Annotated in this window: 16 protein-coding genes; 8 read left to right on the top strand and 8 right to left on the bottom strand. The window is 74.5% G+C overall.

Going from position 1 to position 17,652, the window contains the following annotated elements:
- Positions 1 to 176 precede the first annotated feature (176 nt).
- Positions 177 to 935 (bottom strand): SDR family NAD(P)-dependent oxidoreductase, encoded by a 759-nt coding sequence (locus tag ACFQ80_RS01785; RefSeq protein ID WP_430562335.1) that lies wholly within the window; start codon positions 933 to 935, stop codon positions 177 to 179.
- A 145-nt stretch (positions 936 to 1,080) separates the two neighbouring features.
- On the opposite strand from ACFQ80_RS01785, the gene ACFQ80_RS01780 reads away from it, so the two are divergent.
- Entirely contained in the window at positions 1,081 to 1,791 is a 711-nt protein-coding gene (locus ACFQ80_RS01780) for a TetR/AcrR family transcriptional regulator (RefSeq protein WP_430562334.1), read from the top strand.
- A gap of 72 nt (positions 1,792 to 1,863) precedes the next feature.
- Here the strand turns inward: ACFQ80_RS01780 and ACFQ80_RS01775 are convergent, their stop codons facing one another.
- Positions 1,864 to 2,733 (bottom strand): alpha/beta fold hydrolase, encoded by an 870-nt coding sequence (locus ACFQ80_RS01775; RefSeq protein ID WP_430562333.1) that lies wholly within the window; start codon positions 2,731 to 2,733, stop codon positions 1,864 to 1,866.
- 83 nt (positions 2,734 to 2,816) lie between these two features.
- Between ACFQ80_RS01775 and ACFQ80_RS01770 the strand changes: the two genes are divergently transcribed.
- Positions 2,817 to 3,506 (top strand): TetR/AcrR family transcriptional regulator, encoded by a 690-nt coding sequence (locus ACFQ80_RS01770; RefSeq protein ID WP_430562332.1) that lies wholly within the window; start codon positions 2,817 to 2,819, stop codon positions 3,504 to 3,506.
- Between the two features lie 17 nt (positions 3,507 to 3,523).
- Here ACFQ80_RS01770 and ACFQ80_RS01765 read toward each other — a convergent pair whose 3' ends face one another.
- The 5 genes from ACFQ80_RS01765 to ACFQ80_RS01745 are packed head-to-tail and all read right to left on the bottom strand — an operon-like array spanning position 3,524 to position 7,948.
- Positions 3,524 to 3,991 (bottom strand): DUF1801 domain-containing protein, encoded by a 468-nt coding sequence (locus ACFQ80_RS01765; RefSeq protein WP_430562331.1) that lies wholly within the window; start codon positions 3,989 to 3,991, stop codon positions 3,524 to 3,526.
- Between the two features lie 59 nt (positions 3,992 to 4,050).
- Positions 4,051 to 4,998, bottom strand: coding sequence for an aminoglycoside phosphotransferase family protein (locus ACFQ80_RS01760; RefSeq protein ID WP_430562330.1), 948 nt, complete (start codon positions 4,996 to 4,998; stop codon positions 4,051 to 4,053).
- A gap of 30 nt (positions 4,999 to 5,028) precedes the next feature.
- Positions 5,029 to 5,730 (bottom strand): DUF4241 domain-containing protein, encoded by a 702-nt coding sequence (locus ACFQ80_RS01755; protein ID WP_430562329.1) that lies wholly within the window; start codon positions 5,728 to 5,730, stop codon positions 5,029 to 5,031.
- Between the two features lie 36 nt (positions 5,731 to 5,766).
- On the bottom strand, positions 5,767 to 6,492 hold the full coding sequence (locus ACFQ80_RS01750; protein WP_430562328.1) for an NUDIX hydrolase: 726 nt from the start codon (positions 6,490 to 6,492) through the stop codon (positions 5,767 to 5,769).
- A gap of 7 nt (positions 6,493 to 6,499) precedes the next feature.
- Positions 6,500 to 7,948 carry a GuaB1 family IMP dehydrogenase-related protein gene (locus ACFQ80_RS01745; protein ID WP_430562327.1) on the bottom strand — a complete coding sequence of 483 codons (1,449 nt, stop codon included), beginning with the start codon at positions 7,946 to 7,948 and terminating at the stop codon, positions 6,500 to 6,502.
- Positions 7,949 to 8,156: 208 nt separating this feature from the next.
- Here ACFQ80_RS01745 and dxs point away from each other — a divergent pair, with 208 nt between their 5' ends.
- The 5 genes from dxs (at position 8,157) to ACFQ80_RS01720 (ending at position 14,868) form a co-directional block, all read left to right on the top strand.
- On the top strand, positions 8,157 to 10,043 hold the full coding sequence (gene dxs / locus ACFQ80_RS01740) for a 1-deoxy-D-xylulose-5-phosphate synthase (RefSeq protein ID WP_430562326.1): 1,887 nt from the start codon (positions 8,157 to 8,159) through the stop codon (positions 10,041 to 10,043).
- A 61-nt stretch (positions 10,044 to 10,104) separates the two neighbouring features.
- Positions 10,105 to 10,794, top strand: a complete 690-nt coding sequence (locus ACFQ80_RS01735) for an HAD family hydrolase (RefSeq protein ID WP_430562325.1) — start codon at positions 10,105 to 10,107, stop codon at positions 10,792 to 10,794.
- Between the two features lie 96 nt (positions 10,795 to 10,890).
- Entirely contained in the window at positions 10,891 to 13,146 is a 2,256-nt protein-coding gene (pflB, locus tag ACFQ80_RS01730; protein ID WP_430562324.1) for a formate C-acetyltransferase, read from the top strand.
- A gap of 2 nt (positions 13,147 to 13,148) precedes the next feature.
- Complete coding sequence (gene pflA / locus ACFQ80_RS01725; RefSeq protein ID WP_430562323.1) at positions 13,149 to 14,009, top strand: pyruvate formate-lyase-activating protein; 861 nt, start codon at positions 13,149 to 13,151, stop codon at positions 14,007 to 14,009.
- A 103-nt stretch (positions 14,010 to 14,112) separates the two neighbouring features.
- Positions 14,113 to 14,868, top strand: coding sequence for a PIG-L deacetylase family protein (locus ACFQ80_RS01720; RefSeq protein WP_430562322.1), 756 nt, complete (start codon positions 14,113 to 14,115; stop codon positions 14,866 to 14,868).
- A gap of 15 nt (positions 14,869 to 14,883) precedes the next feature.
- On the opposite strand, the gene ACFQ80_RS01715 is transcribed toward ACFQ80_RS01720, so the two are convergent.
- Complete coding sequence (locus ACFQ80_RS01715; protein WP_430551117.1) at positions 14,884 to 15,987, bottom strand: glutamate--cysteine ligase; 1,104 nt, start codon at positions 15,985 to 15,987, stop codon at positions 14,884 to 14,886.
- 181 nt (positions 15,988 to 16,168) lie between these two features.
- Between ACFQ80_RS01715 and ACFQ80_RS01710 the strand changes: the two genes are divergently transcribed.
- A complete protein-coding gene (locus tag ACFQ80_RS01710; protein ID WP_430562321.1) occupies positions 16,169 to 17,557 on the top strand; it encodes a pyridoxal phosphate-dependent decarboxylase family protein in 1,389 nt (462 codons plus the stop codon).
- Positions 17,558 to 17,652: the final 95 nt, after the last annotated feature.

The raw sequence follows: 17,652 nt of genomic DNA, 5'->3' as shown, positions 1-17,652 counted from the left end.
TCGTCGCCTGAGGCGGAACCGCAGACTCGGGCGGCCATGAGAGTCGCCTGACGAGCGGCGCCGCACCACGACAGCGCCCCGTCCCTCCTGCGCGGAGGGGCGGGGCGCCGTCGTGCTCAGGGGGCGGCGGGCAGGCGCGTCGCCAGGACGCCGATCGCGACGCTCCGCCGCGCTGGTCAGGGGTAGACCTGGACCTCACCGCCGTCCACGAACAGCTCGCTGCCCGTGATGTAGCTGGACTGATCCGAGGCCAGGAAGAGGACGGCGTTGGCGATCTCGGCCGGGTCGGCGGCGCGTCCCAGGGGTGTGCTGCTCGCCAGCTCGTCGAGGAACGCACCCGCCTGCTCCGGGTTCTCGGCGAGGCCGCGCAGCCCCGGCGTGTCGGTGGGGCCGGGCACCATCGTGTTGACGCGCAGGCCGCGGTGCGCGAGCTCGGCGGCCCAGACCCGGCCGAGCTGCCTGATGGCCGCCTTGGTGGCGGAGTAGACCCCGAAGCCGGCGGTGCCGCGGTGCGCCGAGCTGGACCCGGTGAGCACGATGCTCCCGCCGTCGTTCAGCAGCGGGAGCGCCTTCTGGACCGTGAAGACGGTGCCACGCAGGTTGATGCCGAAAGTGTGGTCGAAGGCCTCGGGCGTGAGCGAGGCGAGGGGCTGTCCCGCTTCGCCGCCGCCGGCGTTCGCGAAGAGGATGTCGAGGCGATCCCCGTCCGCGGCGATCCGTTCGAACAGCCTGTCGAGGTCGTCCAGGTCGGAGACGTCGCTCTGGATCGCGATCGCCTTGTCGCCCAGCGCGTGCGCCGCGGCGTCGAGCACCTGCTTTCGGCGTCCGGTGAGGTAGACGCGCGCGCCCTCGGCGACGAAGCGTTCCGCCGTGGCGAACCCGATGCCTGTGCTCGCGCCGGTGACCAGGGCTGTCCTGTCGGTGAGCTGACCCATGAGAAGTCGTCCTCTGCGATGTGGTGTGTGGACCGCCGGAAGGGGCGGGCGGTCGGCGGTGGCATGGCGTGCGAACCAGTTATGGACCGCACGGTCCACGATATCCATGGTGGACCGAGCGGTCAAGAATTGATACCGTGGGCCGATGGCGAGGCCACGGCAGTTCGACGAGGACGCGGTGCTGTGCTCAGTCCGTGACCAGTTCTGGGACGCGGGCTACGCGGCGACGTCGCTCCAGGACCTCATGCGTGTCAGCGGCCTGGGCAAGGGCAGCCTCTACGCCGCCTTCGGGGACAAGCACCAGCTCTTCCTCAGGGTGCTGCGCCGGTACGTGGCATCGCTCGACCACGCGGTGCGTGGGACGGTCGACTCCGCTCCGCGCGCGGTGGACGCGCTGCGCTCGTTCGTGCTGATGCCGGTGGGCGATCCCGCCGGCAGGGCTGCCCGGCGCGGGTGTCTGCTCGCCAACAGCACCACCGAGCTGGCTTCCGCCGATCCTGTCGTCGCCGCGGAGGCGCGGCGAGCCTACGAGGGGATCACGGCGGCGCTGACCGAGGGGGTGCGACGGGCTCAGGTGGAAGGTGACCTGAGCGCCTCGGTCGACCCCGTCGGCGTCGCCCGGGCGCTGCTGGCCGCGCAGCAGGGCCTGACGTTCATGGGCCGCGCCGGGATGGATGTCGAGACGCTGGCGGCCACCGCCGATTCGCTGGCGACCCAGCTCCTGCCCGCCGCGGTCGACCCTCGGGACGGCATGGACCCGCCCCGTGGACCGGGGGAACCCGTCGCTCCGGCGTCGGGTGTTGCGCGCCCAGCCGCCACCCCGCCGGGAGGTGCATCGCCGCCGGCGGCGTCGTGACCAGATCCACCACCATTGCTGCGCCGGTGCGGTCAGCTCCCGGGTCCGTCGCGGCCCGCGCGGCCCGTCCGTTCACCGTCTCACGGTCAGGGGCAGCGGTGCCGTGACGTGCGCGACGACGGCCGCCACGACGGCGGGGTCGTCGAGCACCCGGGTGTGGCCGAGGCCGCGGGTGGTGAGGAGGCTGCTGCCCGGCACCGCAGCGTGCAGGAGCGGCGCGCCCGCGGGCAGCGACATGCGGTCGTCGTCGTCCTGGACGAACAGCGTCGCGACGTGCTCCGGGACGGGGTGCGCGACGAGGTCGATCCGGGAACGGACGTCGCGCACGTCGCCGGGAATGGTGCGCTCGACGTGGTCGCAGAGGCGCTCGTGCGGCCCGGCGGGCATCCCCACCAGGCGCAGGAAGGACTCCGCGATGGCGTCGAAGCCGGTCATCGCCGCGACCGAGACGAAGCGATCGACGGGCAGGCCGTCGGCCAGGGCGAGGCCGGCGGCGAGGCCGCCGAGGGAGTGTCCGACCACGGCGGCGAACGGCCCTTCGGCGTCGTGCACGGCGCGGATCGCCGCCATGTGCTCGAGGGCGGACATGCGCCGGCCGGTGGACTCGCCGTGGGCGACGCCGTCGAACGACACGACGCCCAGGCCGGCCGCCTCGAAGGACGTGACGAGTCCGGCGAGCCGCGAGGCCCGGCTCTTCCAGCCGTGGACGAGGAGCACGGCGGGCGCCCGGCGGTCGCCCCACCGGTACGTGACGACCTGCTCGCCGCCGACGTCGACGGCTCGGCGCTCGGCGCGTTCGTGCACGGCGCGGTCGGCCGGCCGGACGTCGGCCGGTGGGCCGATGTGCCAGAACGCGCGCGCGGCGACCCGCACCGCGAGCGGTGGGGCGACGGCGGACAGCGCGCGCAGGCCGGTGCTGACGGGGGCGGGGACGTAGGGCACGGCGGCCTCCAGGTGTGGGCGGGCAGGATAACTGTACGAACGTTCGCACAGTAACACCGAACGAACGGTCGTACACTCATCTCGTGAGCATCGAGACGCCGACCACCGCGACAGGCTCCCCGACGAGCACCTCCGGCGACGTGCCTGCCGACGGCCGCCGCGTGCGCGGGGACCGGTCGCGGCGCGCCGTCCTCGACCTCGCCGTCCAGGACGCGTCGGTCCGCGGCCTCGAGGCGCTCACGCTCGGCTCGCTGGCCGCCCGGCTGCCGGTCAACAAGAGCGGCATCGCCGGGCTCTTCGGCGGCAAGGAGGGGCTCCAGCTCGCCGCCGTGGAGCACGCCCGGACCATGTTCGTCGAGGCTGTCGTCGAGCCCGCGCGAGTGGCCGCGCCGGGTCTCGCCCGGTTGTGGGCGCTCGTGCGGCAGTGGTCGGACTACTCCCGCCGCCGGGTGTTCGCCGGCGGGTGCTTCTTCCGCACGGTGGAGGTCGAGTTCGACACGCAGGAGGGGGCGGTGCGCGACGCGGTCGTCATGGCCCACCGCGACTGGACGTCCTACCTGCGCCGGCACGCCGAGCTCGCGGCGGGCGCCGGGGAGCTCGCCGCCGACACCGACGTCGACCAGCTCGCCTTCGAGATCACCGCGATGCTGAACGCCGCCAACGACGGTTCGCTGCTGCTCGGCGACGACGCCGTCTACGACCGTGCGCTCGCCGCCGTGCGGGGCTCGCTCGAGGCCCGTGGCGCCGACCCGGCGGCCCTCGACGCCGGCTGACGGCTACCCGTGGAGGGTCAGCGGGGTGCCGACGTCGGGTCGCCGCCCTCGCGCGCCCGCAGCCCGTACGTCCCCGCCGTGAGCGCGGCGTACGACGCGGCGACGATCTCCGCCAGGACGCCGAGGTCCACCTGCGCGAGGTCCTTGAGGTAGAGGCATCCCACCCCCGTCGTGTGGGTGCCGAGGCGGGCGAGCGCGTCGGCGTGCGTCTCCACACCGTCGGAGAGGTAGACGACGCTCGCCGCCGCCCGCGGGGAGAACCCGGCGGCGGCCGCGTGACCCGTGCGGCCGCTCGCGTACGCGTACCGGTACTCGCCGAAGCCCACGATCGACGTGCCGAACATCCGCGGCGGCTGCCCGGTGGCCCGCTCCATCAGGGCGAGCAGGGTCTCGGCGTCCCGCCGCCGCGCGGGGCGAGCCACGGCGGCGACGAACGCGCGCGGGTCGGCGTCGGTCCAGGTGGTCCTCTGGGGGTCAGCGGCCATGCTCCCGAGTCTGCCCCACGTCCGCCCGGGTCCGGCCCGATCGTGCCGCGTCCGGGCCCTCAGGCCGCCTCGTCGAGCAGCGCCGCGAGCCCGTGCCGGCCGATCGGGAGCAGCCGGGGGTGCAGCTCCGGATGGGCGAGCATGTTCGTCGCGTACAGCAGCGACCAGCCCGCGGCCCGGGCCCACGTCGCGTCGTCCCACCCCCGCCCCTCGTTCGCGTGCGCCTGCACCACGGCGCGGAACGCGGCGCGGCCCTCGGCGTCGAAGCACAGCCACAGGCAGCCGAGGTCCGAGGCGGGATCGCCGGACGTCACGTCGCCCCAGTCGACGACGGCGGCGAGCCGGTCCCCTCGCCCGTCCTCGCCCGGCCCGACGACCAGGTTCGCGGGGTGGGGGTCGCCGTGCAGCCACACCGCGGGCCCGGCGTGCTCGGGGACGCCGAGCGCGTGGTCCCAGAGACGACGGGCGGCGGTGCGGCCGCCGGCGGGGACGGCCGCGAGGCGATCGTCGAGGGCCCGCGGGTCCTGCGCCTCGGCACGTGCCGCCAGCGGGACGCCGCGCACCGGGTTGGCCGGCGCGTCGTCCGGGGCGGGCGCGTGGACCGCCGCGAGGAGGCGGCCGAACGTCCCTGCCCAGGCGGTGCGGTCGGCCACCGGCGTCGCCTCCGCGCTCACCCCGTCCGCCCACGGCACCACGTTCCAGGACCACGGGTAGCCGAGCGCCGCGCTCGGTCGCCCGACCCGCACCGGCACGGGCACGACGACGTCGGGCACCGCGGCGCGCAGCCGGTCGGCCAGCGTGGGCAGCGCCCGCTGCTCGTGCTCGACGAGGGGCGCGGCGAGGGCGCGCCGTGGCAGGCGCACCGCCAGGTCGTCGCCGAGGCGGACCATGACGTTGTCCCACCCGTGCGCGACGATCTCCAGCGGGCGACCGGCCAGGTCCGGGTGCTGCTCGGCGAGCAGCGCGCGGGTCAGGGGGACGTCGACGTCGATCTCGGCGGCAGGCATCGGACCATCATCGCGGACGCGCGCCCGAGGTCAGTCGCCCGGGGCGGCGTCGTTGCTCTCCGCCTCCCACCACGGCGCGGCCTCGACGACCTGGAGGTCGATGTGCACCCCGGTGAGCGCGCCGTCCGCGTCGTGGGTCGTGACCACCGGGTAGAAGCCGTCTCCCCACCCCGAGTGGGAGAGCACGACGTTCTCGCCGTCGCCGGCGTGGGGGAGCGGTGCGTTCGCGGCCCCGACGACGAGGTGGTCGGCGGAGTCCTGCAGCGCGAACCAGGAGTCCGCGCCGCCGTGGTCGACGACCTCCTCGTACCAGTCGTCGACCGCCGCCGTCGCGACCCGGACGGCCCGCGCGTCGGCGAAGCCCACCGCGCCGGCGTCGACGCCCACCCCGAACCACAGGGGCTCGCCCGCCTCGTCCGTCGTGCTGCGCCCCTCGGGCACGAAGGGCCTGACCTCGGCGGCGGGTGCGTCGGCCAGGACGACCGAGAGATAGGCCTCGCGCAGGTGGCTGCCGTCCTGCTCCTGCGAGACGTCGGCGACCGTGACGCGCACGGGGTAGGTGCCGGCAGGCACGGGGACCTCCAGGCCCTCGCCCAGGGTCACGTACGGGTCGGAGGCCTCGAGCCTGCCGGACGGGACGCGCACCGCCCCGAGGTCGTGGACGACGAGGTCGTAGGGCGTGCCCTCGGGGCGGCCCGTGCGCAGGGCGAGGAAGGGGGAGCCGGGTTCCATGGCGCGGACGCTAGCGGCCCCCGCCGACACCGCAGGTCAGAGCTCGCGCTCGCGGCCGCGGTCCCACGGCTCGGTCCACCCCAGGCGGTCGAACGCGGCGTCGAGGATGCCCGCGGTGAAGCCCCACACCAGGTGCGGCACGCCCGCGCCGTCGAGCACCTCGAACCCCGGCCCGCGCCAGGTACGGCCGGCGCGCCGCAGCACGGTCGTCACGCGGTGGTCGGGGTCCAGGAGGTCGGCCACCGGGGCGCGGAACACGTGCGCGGACTCCCCGACGTCCACCACGCGCACGGGGGTGGGCCGCGCCCACCAGCCGAGCACGGGCGTGACGAGGTGGTTGCTCACCGGCATCGGCAGCTGCGCCAGGGTGCCGAGCACCTCGACGCCGCCCGCGTCGAGCCCCGTCTCCTCGACGGCCTCGCGCAGGGCCGCGTCGACCGGCGTCTCGCCGTCCTCGGCCCGGCCGCCGGGGAACGCGACCTGCCCGGCGTGCGAGCGCAGGGTCGCCGCCCGCTCCAGGAGCAGGACGTCGAGGTCGTGGGCGACGGCGAGGGCCTGCGCGTCGTGGTCGGCGGCCAGGTCGTCCAGCACCCCGAAGAGCACGAGGACGGCCGCGGGGCGGGCGGAGGCGGCGTCGAGGTCGCCCCGCGCGAGACCCCAGTCGGCGAGGAACCGGCGGTCCGTCGCCAGCGCCGCGAGCTGCGCGCGGGCGGCGTGCCCGCCCGCGCCGGGGTCCGTCCCGGTGGTCGTGCCCGTGCTCACGGCCGGCTCACCAGCTCGTGGCGACCGGCATGCCCTCGGCGTAGCCGGCGGCGGACTGGACGCCCACCAGCGCGCGCTCGTGGAACTCCCGGAGCGTGCGCGCGCCGGCGTAGGTGCAGCTGGAGCGCAGGCCGGAGGTGATCTCGTCCAGCAGGTCCTCGACGCCCGGGCGCAGCGGGTCGAGGTACATCTTCCCGGTCGAGATGCCCTCCTCGTACAGCGCCTTGCGCGCCCGGCCGAACGCCGAGCCCGCCCCGGCGGTGCGGGCGGCGACGGCGCGGGCCGACGCCATGCCGAACGAGTCCTTGTACAGGCGGCCGGTGCCGTCGTCGTGCAGGTCGCCGGGCGACTCGTACGTGCCGGCGAACCAGGAGCCGACCATGACCTGCGACGCGCCGGCCGCCAGGGCGAGGGCGACGTCGCGCGGGTGCCGCACCCCGCCGTCGGCCCACACGTGCTTGCCGAGCTCGCGCGCGGCGGCGGCGCACTCCAGCACGGCGGAGAACTGGGGGCGGCCGACGGCGGTCTGCATGCGCGTGGTGCACATGGCGCCCGGGCCCACGCCCACCTTGAGGATGTCGGCGCCCGCGGCGACGAGGTCGCGCACGCCCTCGGCCGTGACGACGTTGCCCGCGACGACCGGCACCTGCGGGTCGACGGAGCGCACGGCCTCCAGGGCCTGGAGCATCTTGGACTGGTGCCCGTGCGCGGTGTCGACGACGAGCACGTCGACGCCGGCGTCGAGCAGCTCGCGCGTCTTGGCGGCGACGTCGCCGTTGATGCCCACGGCCGCGCCGACCCGCAGGCGGCCCGCGGCGTCGAGGGCGGGCCTGTACACCGACGAGCGCACGGCGCCCTTGCGCGTCAGGACGCCCGCGAGGGCGCCGTCGCGCACCACGGGGGCGAGGTGGATCTTGGCGGCGTGCATCCGCTCGAACGTGGCCTCGAGGCCGTCGGCCTCCAGCTGGACGGCGTCGAGCGCGACGACGTCGTCCGACATCACCTGGTGCACCTGCGCGAACCGGTCCACGGCCGCGCAGTCGCCCTCGGTGACGACGCCGACGGGCTTGCCGTCCTGGACCACGACGGCGGCGCCGTGCGCGCGCTTGCCCAGCAGGGTGAGCACCGTGGAGACGGTGTCCGAGGGCGCGACGACGACGGGCGTCTCGATGACCGGGTCCTTGGACTTCACGTCGGCCACCACGTCGGCGACGACGTCCACCGGGATGTCCTGCGGGAGGATCGCGATGCCGCCGCGGCGGGCGACGGTCTCCGACATCCGGCGGCCCGCGACGGCCGTCATGTTCGCCACGACCACGGGGATCGTGGTGCCGGTGCCGTCGTCGGTCGCGAGGTCGACGTCGAAGCGGCTGGTCACGTCCGAGCGGGACGGGACCATGAAGACGTCGCCGTAGGTGAGGTCGGTGGTGGGCTGCTGCCCGTCGAGAAAGCGCACAGGTGTCCCCTGGGAGATGTGTCGGGAGAGGACGAGCTTCCTGGGTCGTCCGTCTGCCGAACGCTCGCCGGCGGTCACGTGTTCCCGTCGGCCAGGGACGAAACTACCCTCTACCGCGCCCGCACGTGGCGGTGCGCGGTCCGTGGGACGTCCCGGACCACCGGGCGGGACCGCCTAGAGTGGTGTGGCTATGAACGGGGAGGAACGCATGAGCCTGCTGAGCAGCATCGGCTCGCCCGAGGACGTCCGCCGGCTCTCGCCGGAGCAGACGACGCAGCTCGCGGCGGAGATCCGGGCCTTCCTGGTCGACCAGGTGTCGCGGACGGGTGGGCACCTGGGGCCGAACCTGGGCGTCGTCGAGCTGACGATCGCCCTGCACCGCGTCTTCGCGTCGCCGCGGGACACCCTCGTCTTCGACACGGGGCACCAGGCGTACGTGCACAAGCTCCTCACGGGCCGGCAGGACTTCTCCGCGCTGCGCAAGGCGGGCGGCATGTCCGGCTACCCCTCGCGCGCCGAGTCCGAGCACGACGTCGTCGAGAACTCGCACGCGTCCACGGCGCTGTCGTGGGCGGACGGTGTCGCCAAGGCGAACGCCGTGCAGGGGCACCCCGAGCGGCACGTCGCCGCCGTCATCGGCGACGGCGCGCTCACCGGCGGCATGGCATGGGAGGCGCTGAACAACATCGCGGCCTCGCAGGACCGCCGCCTCGTGATCGTCGTCAACGACAACGGACGCTCGTACTCGCCGACCATCGGCGGCGTCGCGAACCACCTCGACACCCTCCGCACCACCCGCGGGTACGAGGCCTTCCTGTCGTGGGGCAAGCGCACCCTGCACCGCACGGGCGCGCCCGGGCGCTTCGCCTACGACTGGCTGCACGGGCTGAAGAAGGGCCTCAAGGACGTCGTCGCGCCGCAGGGCATGTTCGAGGACCTCGGGCTGAAGTACGTCGGTCCGGTCGACGGGCACGACGTCGTGGCCATGGAGCACGCGCTGCGCCGGGCCAAGGCGTACGGCGGCCCCGTGATCGTGCACGCCATCACCGAGAAGGGCCGGGGCTACACGCCGGCCGAGCAGGACGTCGCCGACCGGTTCCACGCCGTCGGGCAGATCCACCCCGAGACCGGCCTGCCCGTCGCGCCGTCGCGGTTCGGCTGGACCAAGGTCTTCGCGGACGAGATCGTGAAGATCGGCCGCGACCGGCCGGACGTCGTCGGGATCACCGCGGCGATGCTGCACCCCGTGGGGCTGGCGCCGTTCGCGCAGGAGTTCCCGGACCGCACCTTCGACGTCGGGATCGCCGAGCAGCACGCCGTGACCTCGGCGGCGGGCATGGCGTTCGCCGGCCTCCACCCCGTGGTCGCCGTCTACGCCACCTTCCTCAACCGCGCCTTCGACCAGGTCCTCATGGACGCGGCGCTGCACAAGGCGGGCGTGACGTTCGTGCTGGACAGGGCCGGCATCACGGGCGACGACGGCGCGAGCCACAACGGCATGTGGGACATGGCGATGCTGCGCATCGTCCCCGGGCTGCGGCTCGCGGCGCCCCGCGACGAACCCACGCTGCGGGCGGCCCTGCGCGCCGCCGTGGACGTGGACGACGCCGCGACGGTCGTGCGGTACCCCAAGGGCGCCCTCTCCGACCCCGTCCCGGCCCTCGAGTCGCTCGACGGCGTCGACGTGGTCGCCCGTCACACGGCGGCCCCGGGCGCGGACGGGCGCAAGGTCCTCGTCGTCGGCGTCGGCTCCATGGTGGGCACGGCGCTCGCGGCGGGGGAGTCCCTCGCCGCGCACGGCCTCGCGGTGGACGTGGTGGCTCCCACCTGGGTGCTCCCGGTGCCCGAGGCGCTCGTGAAGCTCGCCGGCGAGCACGACCTCGTGCTGACGATCGAGGACGGCGTCGTCGACGGCGGCGTCGGCGCGACGACCGCACAGCGGGCGGGGGAGCAGGGCGTGCGGACCGCGTTCGTGCACGTCGGCCTCCCGGTGGCCTTCCTCGACCACGCCAGCCGCGACCAGATCATCGGCCAGCAGCGGATGCGGGCCGAGGACGCCGTGCGCGACGCCCTCGCCGTGCTCGCCCGGGACTGACGGCCGGCCGCCGCGGCGAGACGGCCGGGTGCGGCCGCGCCCTGGCAGCTAGCCTCCCGTCATGATCTGGCTGCTCGACCTCGACAACACCCTGGTGGGCCGCGCGGAGGCGTTCGAGGCGTGGGCCTCGGGCGAGGTCGACCGGGCCGCGCTCGGCCCCGCGGACCTCGCCGCGATCCTCGCGGCCGACGAGGGCGGGCACGGCTCCAAGGAGGCGCTCGCGCGGGTGCTGATCGCGCGACTCGGCTGGGACGACGACGTCCCCGCCGCGATCCGGCGGTTCCGCGCCGGCGTCCTCGACGGCGTCCGGGTCTACGACGGCGTCCTCGTCTCCCTCGACGTGCTGCGTCGCGCCGGGCACCGGGTGGCCGTCGTGACCAACGGGACGTCGGCGCAGCAGCACGGCAAGGTCGCGCGCTGCGGGCTGGAGGCCCACGTGGACGCGATCGTCGTCTCGGAGGAGGAGGGCGTCGCGAAGCCCGACCCCTGGCTGCTCGAGGTGGCACTCGAGCGGCTCGGTGCCGCGGACGCCGACCGGCGGCAGGTCTGGATGGTGGGCGACGCCGCGCACGCCGACGTCGCCGCCGGCCGCGCGGCCGGCACCCGCACGGCGTGGGTGTCGCACGGCCGGTCGTGGGACGGCCCGGGCCGGCCCGACGTCGTCGCGCCGACGACGCGCGAGGCGATCGCGCTGGCCGCCGACATGTCCGCGGCCCTGTCCGCGTCCCCGCCCGGCGCCGTCCTGGGCTGACGCCGACGGGTGTCTGCGACGTCACAGCCGTTCGGCATCGCTTGTGAAGGCATTCACGAATAGGCTGTGGTCATACCTCAGAAGGAGGGGGCTCCTATGACCACCGACGCGGCACCCACGACGACCATCGCCTGGACGGGTTTCACCCCGGGACCCTGGTGCGACGGCATCGACGTGCGCGACTTCATCCAGCGCAACTACACCCCGTACACCGGTGACGACAGGTTCCTCGCGGGACCGACGGCGCGCACCACCGCGGTGTGGGACAAGCTGTCGGCGATGTTCCCCGCCGAGCGCGAGAAGGGTGTCTACGACGTCGACCCGCACACCCCGGCGGCCATCACCGCGCACGGCCCGGGCTACATCGACCGCGACGCCGAGCTGATCGTCGGCCTGCAGACCGACGCCCCGCTCAAGCGGGCGATCATGCCGAACGGCGGCTGGCGCATGGTCGAGGGCGCGCTGAAGACGTACGGCTACCCCGTCGACGAGAACCTGCGGAAGGTCTTCACGGAGTACCGCAAGACGCACAACCAGGGCGTCTTCGACATCTACCCGCCGAACGTCCGCGCCGCCCGCAGCTCGCACATCATCACCGGCCTGCCGGACGCCTACGGCCGCGGCCGGATCATCGGCGACTACCGCCGGGTGGCCCTGTACGGCGTCGACCAGCTGATCGCCGCGAAGAAGGTCGACAAGCTCGGCCTCGACGTCCAGCCGTTCAGCGAGTCCGTGGTGCGCGAGCGCGAGGAGCACGCCGAGCAGATCCGCGCGCTCGGCGAGCTCAAGGAGATGGCCGCGTCCTACGGGTACGACATCTCCGGTCCGGCGACGACGGCGCGCGAGGCCGTGCAGTGGCTCTACTTCGGCTACCTCGCCGCGGTGAAGGAGCAGAACGGCGCCGCGATGTCCCTCGGGCGCACGTCGACGTTCCTCGACGTCTACATCGAGCGCGACCTGGCCGCCGGGCGGCTCACCGAGCCCGAGGCGCAGGAGATCGTCGACGACTTCGTCATCAAGCTGCGGATCGTGCGCTTCCTGCGCACCCCCGAGTACGACGCGCTGTTCTCCGGCGACCCGACCTGGGTCACCGAGACCATCGGCGGCATGGGCGAGGACGGTCGCCCGCTCGTCACCAAGAACTCGTTCCGCTTCCTGCAGACCCTGTACAACCTGGGGCCGGCGCCCGAGCCGAACATGACGGTCTTCTGGAGCCCGCGGCTGCCCGAGGGGTTCAAGGAGTTCTGCGCCAAGGTGTCGATCGACACCTCCGCGGTGCAGTACGAGTCCGACGAGCAGATCCGCCCCGCCTGGGGCGACGACGCCGCCATCGCGTGCTGCGTCTCGCCGATGGCCGTGGGCAAGCAGATGCAGTTCTTCGGCGCGCGGGTGAACCTGGCCAAGGCGCTGCTGTACGCGATCAACGGCGGCAAGGACGAGGTCACCGGCAAGCAGGTCTCCCCGGCGTTCCCCGCCGTGGCGCCGGGCCTGCCGCTCGACTACGACGACGTGCGCGCCCGTTTCGACCGCACCATGGACTGGCTCGCCGAGACGTACGTCGAGGCCCTGAACTGCATCCACTGGTCGCACGACAAGTACGCGTACGAGCGGCTCGAGATGGCCCTGCACGACCGGGACGTGCTGCGCACCATGGCCTGCGGCATCGCGGGCCTGTCGGTCGCTGCGGACTCCCTGTCGGCGATCCGGTACGCCCGCGTGGTCCCGGTGGCTGACGAGAACGGCATCATCGTGGACTACGACATCGAGGGCGACTACCCGGCCTACGGCAACGACGACGACCGCGTCGACGCCATCGCGGTCGAGCTGGTCGAGTCGTTCATGGCCAAGATCCGCAGCCACCGCATGTACCGCGACGCCGTGCCCACCCAGTCGGTGCTGACGATCACGTCCAACGTGGTCTACGGCAAGGCGACGGGGAACACCCCGGACGGCCGCCGCGCGGGCGAACCCTTCTCGCCGGGCGCCAACCCGATGAACGGCCGCGACACGCACGGCATGCTCGCGTCCGCGCTGTCGGTCGCGAAGCTGCCCTACGACCAGGCGCAGGACGGGATCTCGCTGACCAACACCGTCGTGCCGTCCGGCCTCGGCCGCACCCGCGAGGAGCAGGTGGCGAACCTCGCCGGCCTTCTCGACGCCTCGGTGGGCGCCGACGGCTACCACATGAACGTCAACGTCCTCGTGCGCGAGACGCTCGAGGACGCGATGGAGCACCCGGAGAAGTACCCGCAGCTCACGATCCGCGTCTCCGGCTACGCGGTGAACTTCGTGCGGCTGACCCGCGAGCAGCAGCTCGACGTGCTGTCGCGGACCTTCCACGGGGGGCTCTGACCATGACTGCCGGCCCGGCGTTGCTGGACGCCCCCTCCCGGCGCCGGGCCGGCGCCGGCCTGCGGGGGATCGAGACGACCGAGGTGGACCGGTCCGACCGCCTGGCGCTGATGCGCTCGGGCGAGCTCGGCTCGGTGCACTCCTGGGAGCTCGTGACCGCCGTGGACGGCCCCGGCACGCGGCTCACCGTGTTCCTGAGCGGCTGCCCGCTGCGGTGCCTGTACTGCCACAACCCCGACACCCTGGCGATGAAGGACGGCGAGCCCGTTCTCGCCGAGGACCTGCTGGCGCGCGTGACCCGGTACCGCGGCATCTTCACCGCGACCGGCGGCGGCCTCACGCTCTCGGGCGGCGAGGTGCTCATGCAGCCCGCGTTCGCCGCGCGCGTCCTGCGCGGTGCGAAGGAGCTCGGGGTGCACACGACCCTCGACACCTCCGGATTCCTCGGCGCGAACGCGACCGACGCGATGCTCGACGACACCGACCTGGTGCTCCTCGACATCAAGGCGGGCGACGAGGAGACCTACCGCCGCGTCACCGGGCGCTCCCTGGCGCCCACGCTCCGGTTCGGGCGTCGGCTCGCCGAGCGCGGCGTGAGGGTCTGGGTGCGGTTCGTGCTGGTGCCCGGGCTCACCGACGACCCGGAGAACGTCGCCGCGGTCGCGCGGCACGCCGCGGACATCGAGGCCGTGCGGCCCGGCACGGTCGAGCGCGTCGAGGTGCTGCCGTTCCACCAGATGGCCCGCGACAAGTGGGCGGAGCTCGGGCGCACCTACGAGCTCGACGACACGCAGCCGCCGACGCCCGAGGCGACCGAGGCCGTGCGCGAGGTCTTCCGCGCCCACGGGCTCACCACCTACTGAGTCGGCGGCTGAGTCGGCGGCTGAGTCGGCGGGTAGGTCGGCGGACGTCGGCTCGCGACGGACGACGCGCGCGACCGCGCGCCGTCGTCGCTAGCGTGACGGTATGACGACGACGCCGGACGACGCCCCGCTGCGGCCCCTCGACGAGACCTGGACGACGGCGCTCGCGGTGGTGGCGCACCCCGACGACATGGAGTTCGGCGCCGCGGCGGCGGTCGCCCGCTGGACCGGGCAGGGCAAGCGCGTCGCCTACACCATGGTGACCAGCGGCGAGGCCGGGATCGACGGCATGCGCCCGGACGAGGCGCGCCGCGTCCGGGAGGGCGAGCAGGTCGCGTCCGCGCGGGCCGTGGGCGTCGAGGACGTCGAGTTCCTCGGGTTCGCCGACGGGGTGATCGAGTACGGCCTGCCGCTGCGCCGGGCGATCGCGGGTGCGGTGCGCCGGCACCGTCCCGAGGTCGTCATCACGGGCAACTACCGCGAGATCTTCCCCGGCGGGATGCTCAACCAGGCCGACCACATCGCGACCGGGCGCGCCGTCGTCGACGCGGTGCGCGACGCAGGCAACCGCTGGGTCTTCACCGACCAGCTCGAGGCCGAGGGCCTCGAGCCGTGGGGCGGCGTGCGGCAGGTGTGGGTGGCCGGGTCGCCCGCCGCGGAGCACGCGGTGGACGTCACCGCGACGTTCGACGCGGGTGTCGCGTCGCTGCGGGCCCACGCCGCCTACCTCGACGGCCTCGGGTGGGACCACTTCGACCCGGCCGAGTTCCTCGCCCGGATGACGTCGGTGACGGGGCCGCGCCTCGGCGTGCAGCACGCGACCCCGTTCGAGGTGCTCCGCATGGGCTGGGACGACTGACGCGAGACCGCGCGCTCAGGCGTGGGTGACCTCGACGGCGCGATCCACGACGGCGCGCAGGTCGCCCGACTCCGCGTGCCAGGCGCGTTGCCGTGCTGCACCGCCGCCCCCGGCCCACAGCCGTCCGAGGAGCTCGGTGACCGCGTCCAGGTCGCCGTCGTCGGTGAGCGCCTCGCGCACGTGCGCCACGAGCTGCCCGACGACGTCGTGCGCGGGTGCGGGCTGCCACGTGTGCGGCGACAGCAGCTCCGTCGACAGCCCCGAGCGACCTGCGCGCCACGAGGCGGTGCGCAGCAGCTCGGGCCGCAGCACCGGCGCCGCGAGCCCTTCCGAGGCCTCGCGTGCCGCGGTCTCGACGAGTCCGCGGGCGAGGGCACCCAGCAGGGTGGCCGTGTCGGCGTCGAGGCAGACGTCGGCGACACGGATCTCGACGGTGGGGTAGCGGGAGGAGAGCCGGGCGTCGAAGTACACCATGTTCTGGTCGAGGATCGTCCCGGTGGCGACGAGGTCGTCGACCGCCTGCCGGTAGGCCTCCGGGGACCCGAAGGAGCGGGCCGGCCCGGACGTGGGCCAGCGCGCCCACACCTGGGAGCGGTAGCTGGCGAAGCCGGAGTCCTCGCCCTGCCAGAAGGGCGAGTTCGCGCTCAGCGCGAGCAGCACGGACAGCCACGGCCCGATGCGGTCGAGGACGGCCACGCCCTCGGCGTCGTCGGCCACGGCAACGTGCACGTGGCAGCCGCTGGTGAGCTGCTCGCGGGCCGTGAGGCCGAATGCCGCCCGCGCCTCCAGGTAGCGCAGCCGCGCCACCGTCGTGCCCTCGAACGGCCACGGGGACGTGGCCAGCGCCGCGACCCGCACCCCGACCCGGTCGGCCGCCGCCTGGGCGCGCTGCCGGCCCGCGCGGACCTCGGCGGCGAGGTCGGTGAGCTCGTGACGCGGGTGGGTCGCCGTCTCGAGCTGTTCCTCCATGAACTCGGTCTCGAGCGCGCCTCCGCCGGTCTCGGGAGACCTCGTCAGGTCGACGCCCGAGGCGTCGAGCGCCTCGCTGGCCCGTGCGACCGGCCGTCCGTCGTCCCCGACCAGCAGGAACTCCTCCTCGATACCCATGGTCCGCTTCATGCGGGGAAGTCTCACACGCGTGCGTGATCGTCGCGCGCTTCCGCCGGCCCGCGGGTCTTCGCAGCGAGGACGTCCCGAGCGTCGGGCGCTGCCCTCCCTCCTACCGAGGCCGTGCCGCCCCTTGATGTTCCCCTCGATATCCTGGCGGCGGCACCGAGGCCGGTCGCGAAGGAGCACCCGGATGACGGTCAGAGGCAAGGATTTCGAGGGCGCGCTCGACCGCGCCGTGCACCACGCGCGGGCGTGGCTCGACGACGTGGGGGAGCGGCCGGTCCCGCCACGCGCCGACGCGGACGCCGTCGGCCGCACGCTCGCCGGGCCGTTGCCCGGTCGAGGGCTCGCGCCGGCCGACGTGGTCGACGAGCTCGCCGCCCGGGTCGAGCCCGGCCTGATGGCGATCGGGTCGGGCCGGTTCTTCGGCTGGGTCATGGGCGGCACCCTGCCCGCGGCGCTGGGCGCCGACTGGCTCGTGAGCGCCTGGGACCAGAACGCCGGGATGCGGTTCTCCACGCCGGGCGTCGTCGCGGTCGAGGAGGAGGCAGGACGGTGGGTGCTCGACGCGCTCAGCTTGCCCGCGGGCTCCGACGTGGGCTTCGTGACCGGCGCGACGACGGCGAACCTCACCGGGCTGGCCGCGGCGCGCGGGGCCGTTCTCGGCCGTGCGGGGTGGGACGTCCACGAGCGGGGCCTGACGGGCGGCCCTCCGGTGCGCGTGCTGGTCGGTGCCGAGCGCCACGACTCCGTCGATCTCGCGCTGCGCTACCTCGGGCTCGGCGCCCCGACGGAGGTGGCGGCCGACGACCAGGGCCGGTTGCGCACGGACGCCCTGGCCGCCGCGCTCGCCGAGGGGCCGCCGGGTGCGCCGACGATCGTGGCTCTGCAGGCCGGCAACGTGCACTCCGGGTCCTTCGACCCCTTCGCGGAGGCGATCTCGCTCGCGCACGACCACGGCGCCTGGGTGCACGTCGACGGCGCGTTCGGCCTCTGGGCGGCCGCGACACCCAGTCTCGCCCACCTCGTGCAGGGGATCGAGGGCGCCGACTCCTGGGCGACCGACGCGCACAAGACCCTGAACGTGCCCTACGACTGCGGCGTCGCCGTCGTGGCCGACCCTGCCGCCGTGCGCGCGGCGTTCGGCGTGCACACGGCGTACCTCGTGGACGCGCCCGGCCCCGGCAACCCCTACGACAAGGCGCCCGAGCTCTCGCGGCGCGCCCGCGGCGTGCCCACCTGGGCCGCGCTGCGTTCCCTCGGGCGTGCGGGACTGTCCGGGCTCGTCGGAGGGCTGGCGGATCGCGCCCGGGCGATCGCCGAGGGCGTGGCGCGCATCGACGGCGTGCGGGTGGTCAACGACGTCGTCTACACCCAGGTGTGCCTCGCGCTGGCTGACGACGCCCTGACGCGCGCGGCCGGCGAGCGGCTCCTCGCCGACGGCGAGACCTGGATCTCCGGCTCCCGGTGGCGCGGCCAGGACGTCCTGCGGGTCTCGGTGAGCAACTGGTCCACGGACGAGGACGACGTCGGGAGGACCGTCGAGGCGATCCGGCGCGCCGTGCGGGGCCCGGCGTAGGCGCCGACGACCCTCCGGTACGCACGCACCGGTGGCCCGGTCCCCGCGAGGGACCGGGCCACCGGTGCGTCATGAGCCGTGCGGCTCGGGTCTCC

The sequence above is a fragment of the Isoptericola sp. NPDC056578 genome (assembly GCF_042793275.1).
Taxonomy (GTDB): Bacteria; Actinomycetota; Actinomycetes; order Actinomycetales; family Cellulomonadaceae; genus Isoptericola.
The sequence above is the reverse complement of the archived record's forward strand: the minus strand, read 5'-3'. Positions and strand labels throughout refer to the sequence as shown.

Coding starts and splice junctions, on each gene's coding strand:
- ACFQ80_RS01785 (WP_430562335.1), bottom strand. CDS start 935: ATGGGTCAGCTCACCGACAGGACAGCCCTGGTCACCGGCGCGAGCACA.
- ACFQ80_RS01780 (WP_430562334.1), top strand. CDS start 1,081: ATGGCGAGGCCACGGCAGTTCGACGAGGACGCGGTGCTGTGCTCAGTC.
- ACFQ80_RS01765 (WP_430562331.1), bottom strand. CDS start 3,991: ATGGCCGCTGACCCCCAGAGGACCACCTGGACCGACGCCGACCCGCGC.
- ACFQ80_RS01760 (WP_430562330.1), bottom strand. CDS start 4,998: ATGCCTGCCGCCGAGATCGACGTCGACGTCCCCCTGACCCGCGCGCTG.
- ACFQ80_RS01755 (WP_430562329.1), bottom strand. CDS start 5,730: ATGGAACCCGGCTCCCCCTTCCTCGCCCTGCGCACGGGCCGCCCCGAG.
- dxs (WP_430562326.1), top strand. CDS start 8,157: ATGAGCCTGCTGAGCAGCATCGGCTCGCCCGAGGACGTCCGCCGGCTC.
- ACFQ80_RS01735 (WP_430562325.1), top strand. CDS start 10,105: ATGATCTGGCTGCTCGACCTCGACAACACCCTGGTGGGCCGCGCGGAG.
- pflB (WP_430562324.1), top strand. CDS start 10,891: ATGACCACCGACGCGGCACCCACGACGACCATCGCCTGGACGGGTTTC.
- pflA (WP_430562323.1), top strand. CDS start 13,149: ATGACTGCCGGCCCGGCGTTGCTGGACGCCCCCTCCCGGCGCCGGGCC.
- ACFQ80_RS01720 (WP_430562322.1), top strand. CDS start 14,113: ATGACGACGACGCCGGACGACGCCCCGCTGCGGCCCCTCGACGAGACC.
- ACFQ80_RS01715 (WP_430551117.1), bottom strand. CDS start 15,987: ATGAAGCGGACCATGGGTATCGAGGAGGAGTTCCTGCTGGTCGGGGAC.
- ACFQ80_RS01710 (WP_430562321.1), top strand. CDS start 16,169: ATGACGGTCAGAGGCAAGGATTTCGAGGGCGCGCTCGACCGCGCCGTG.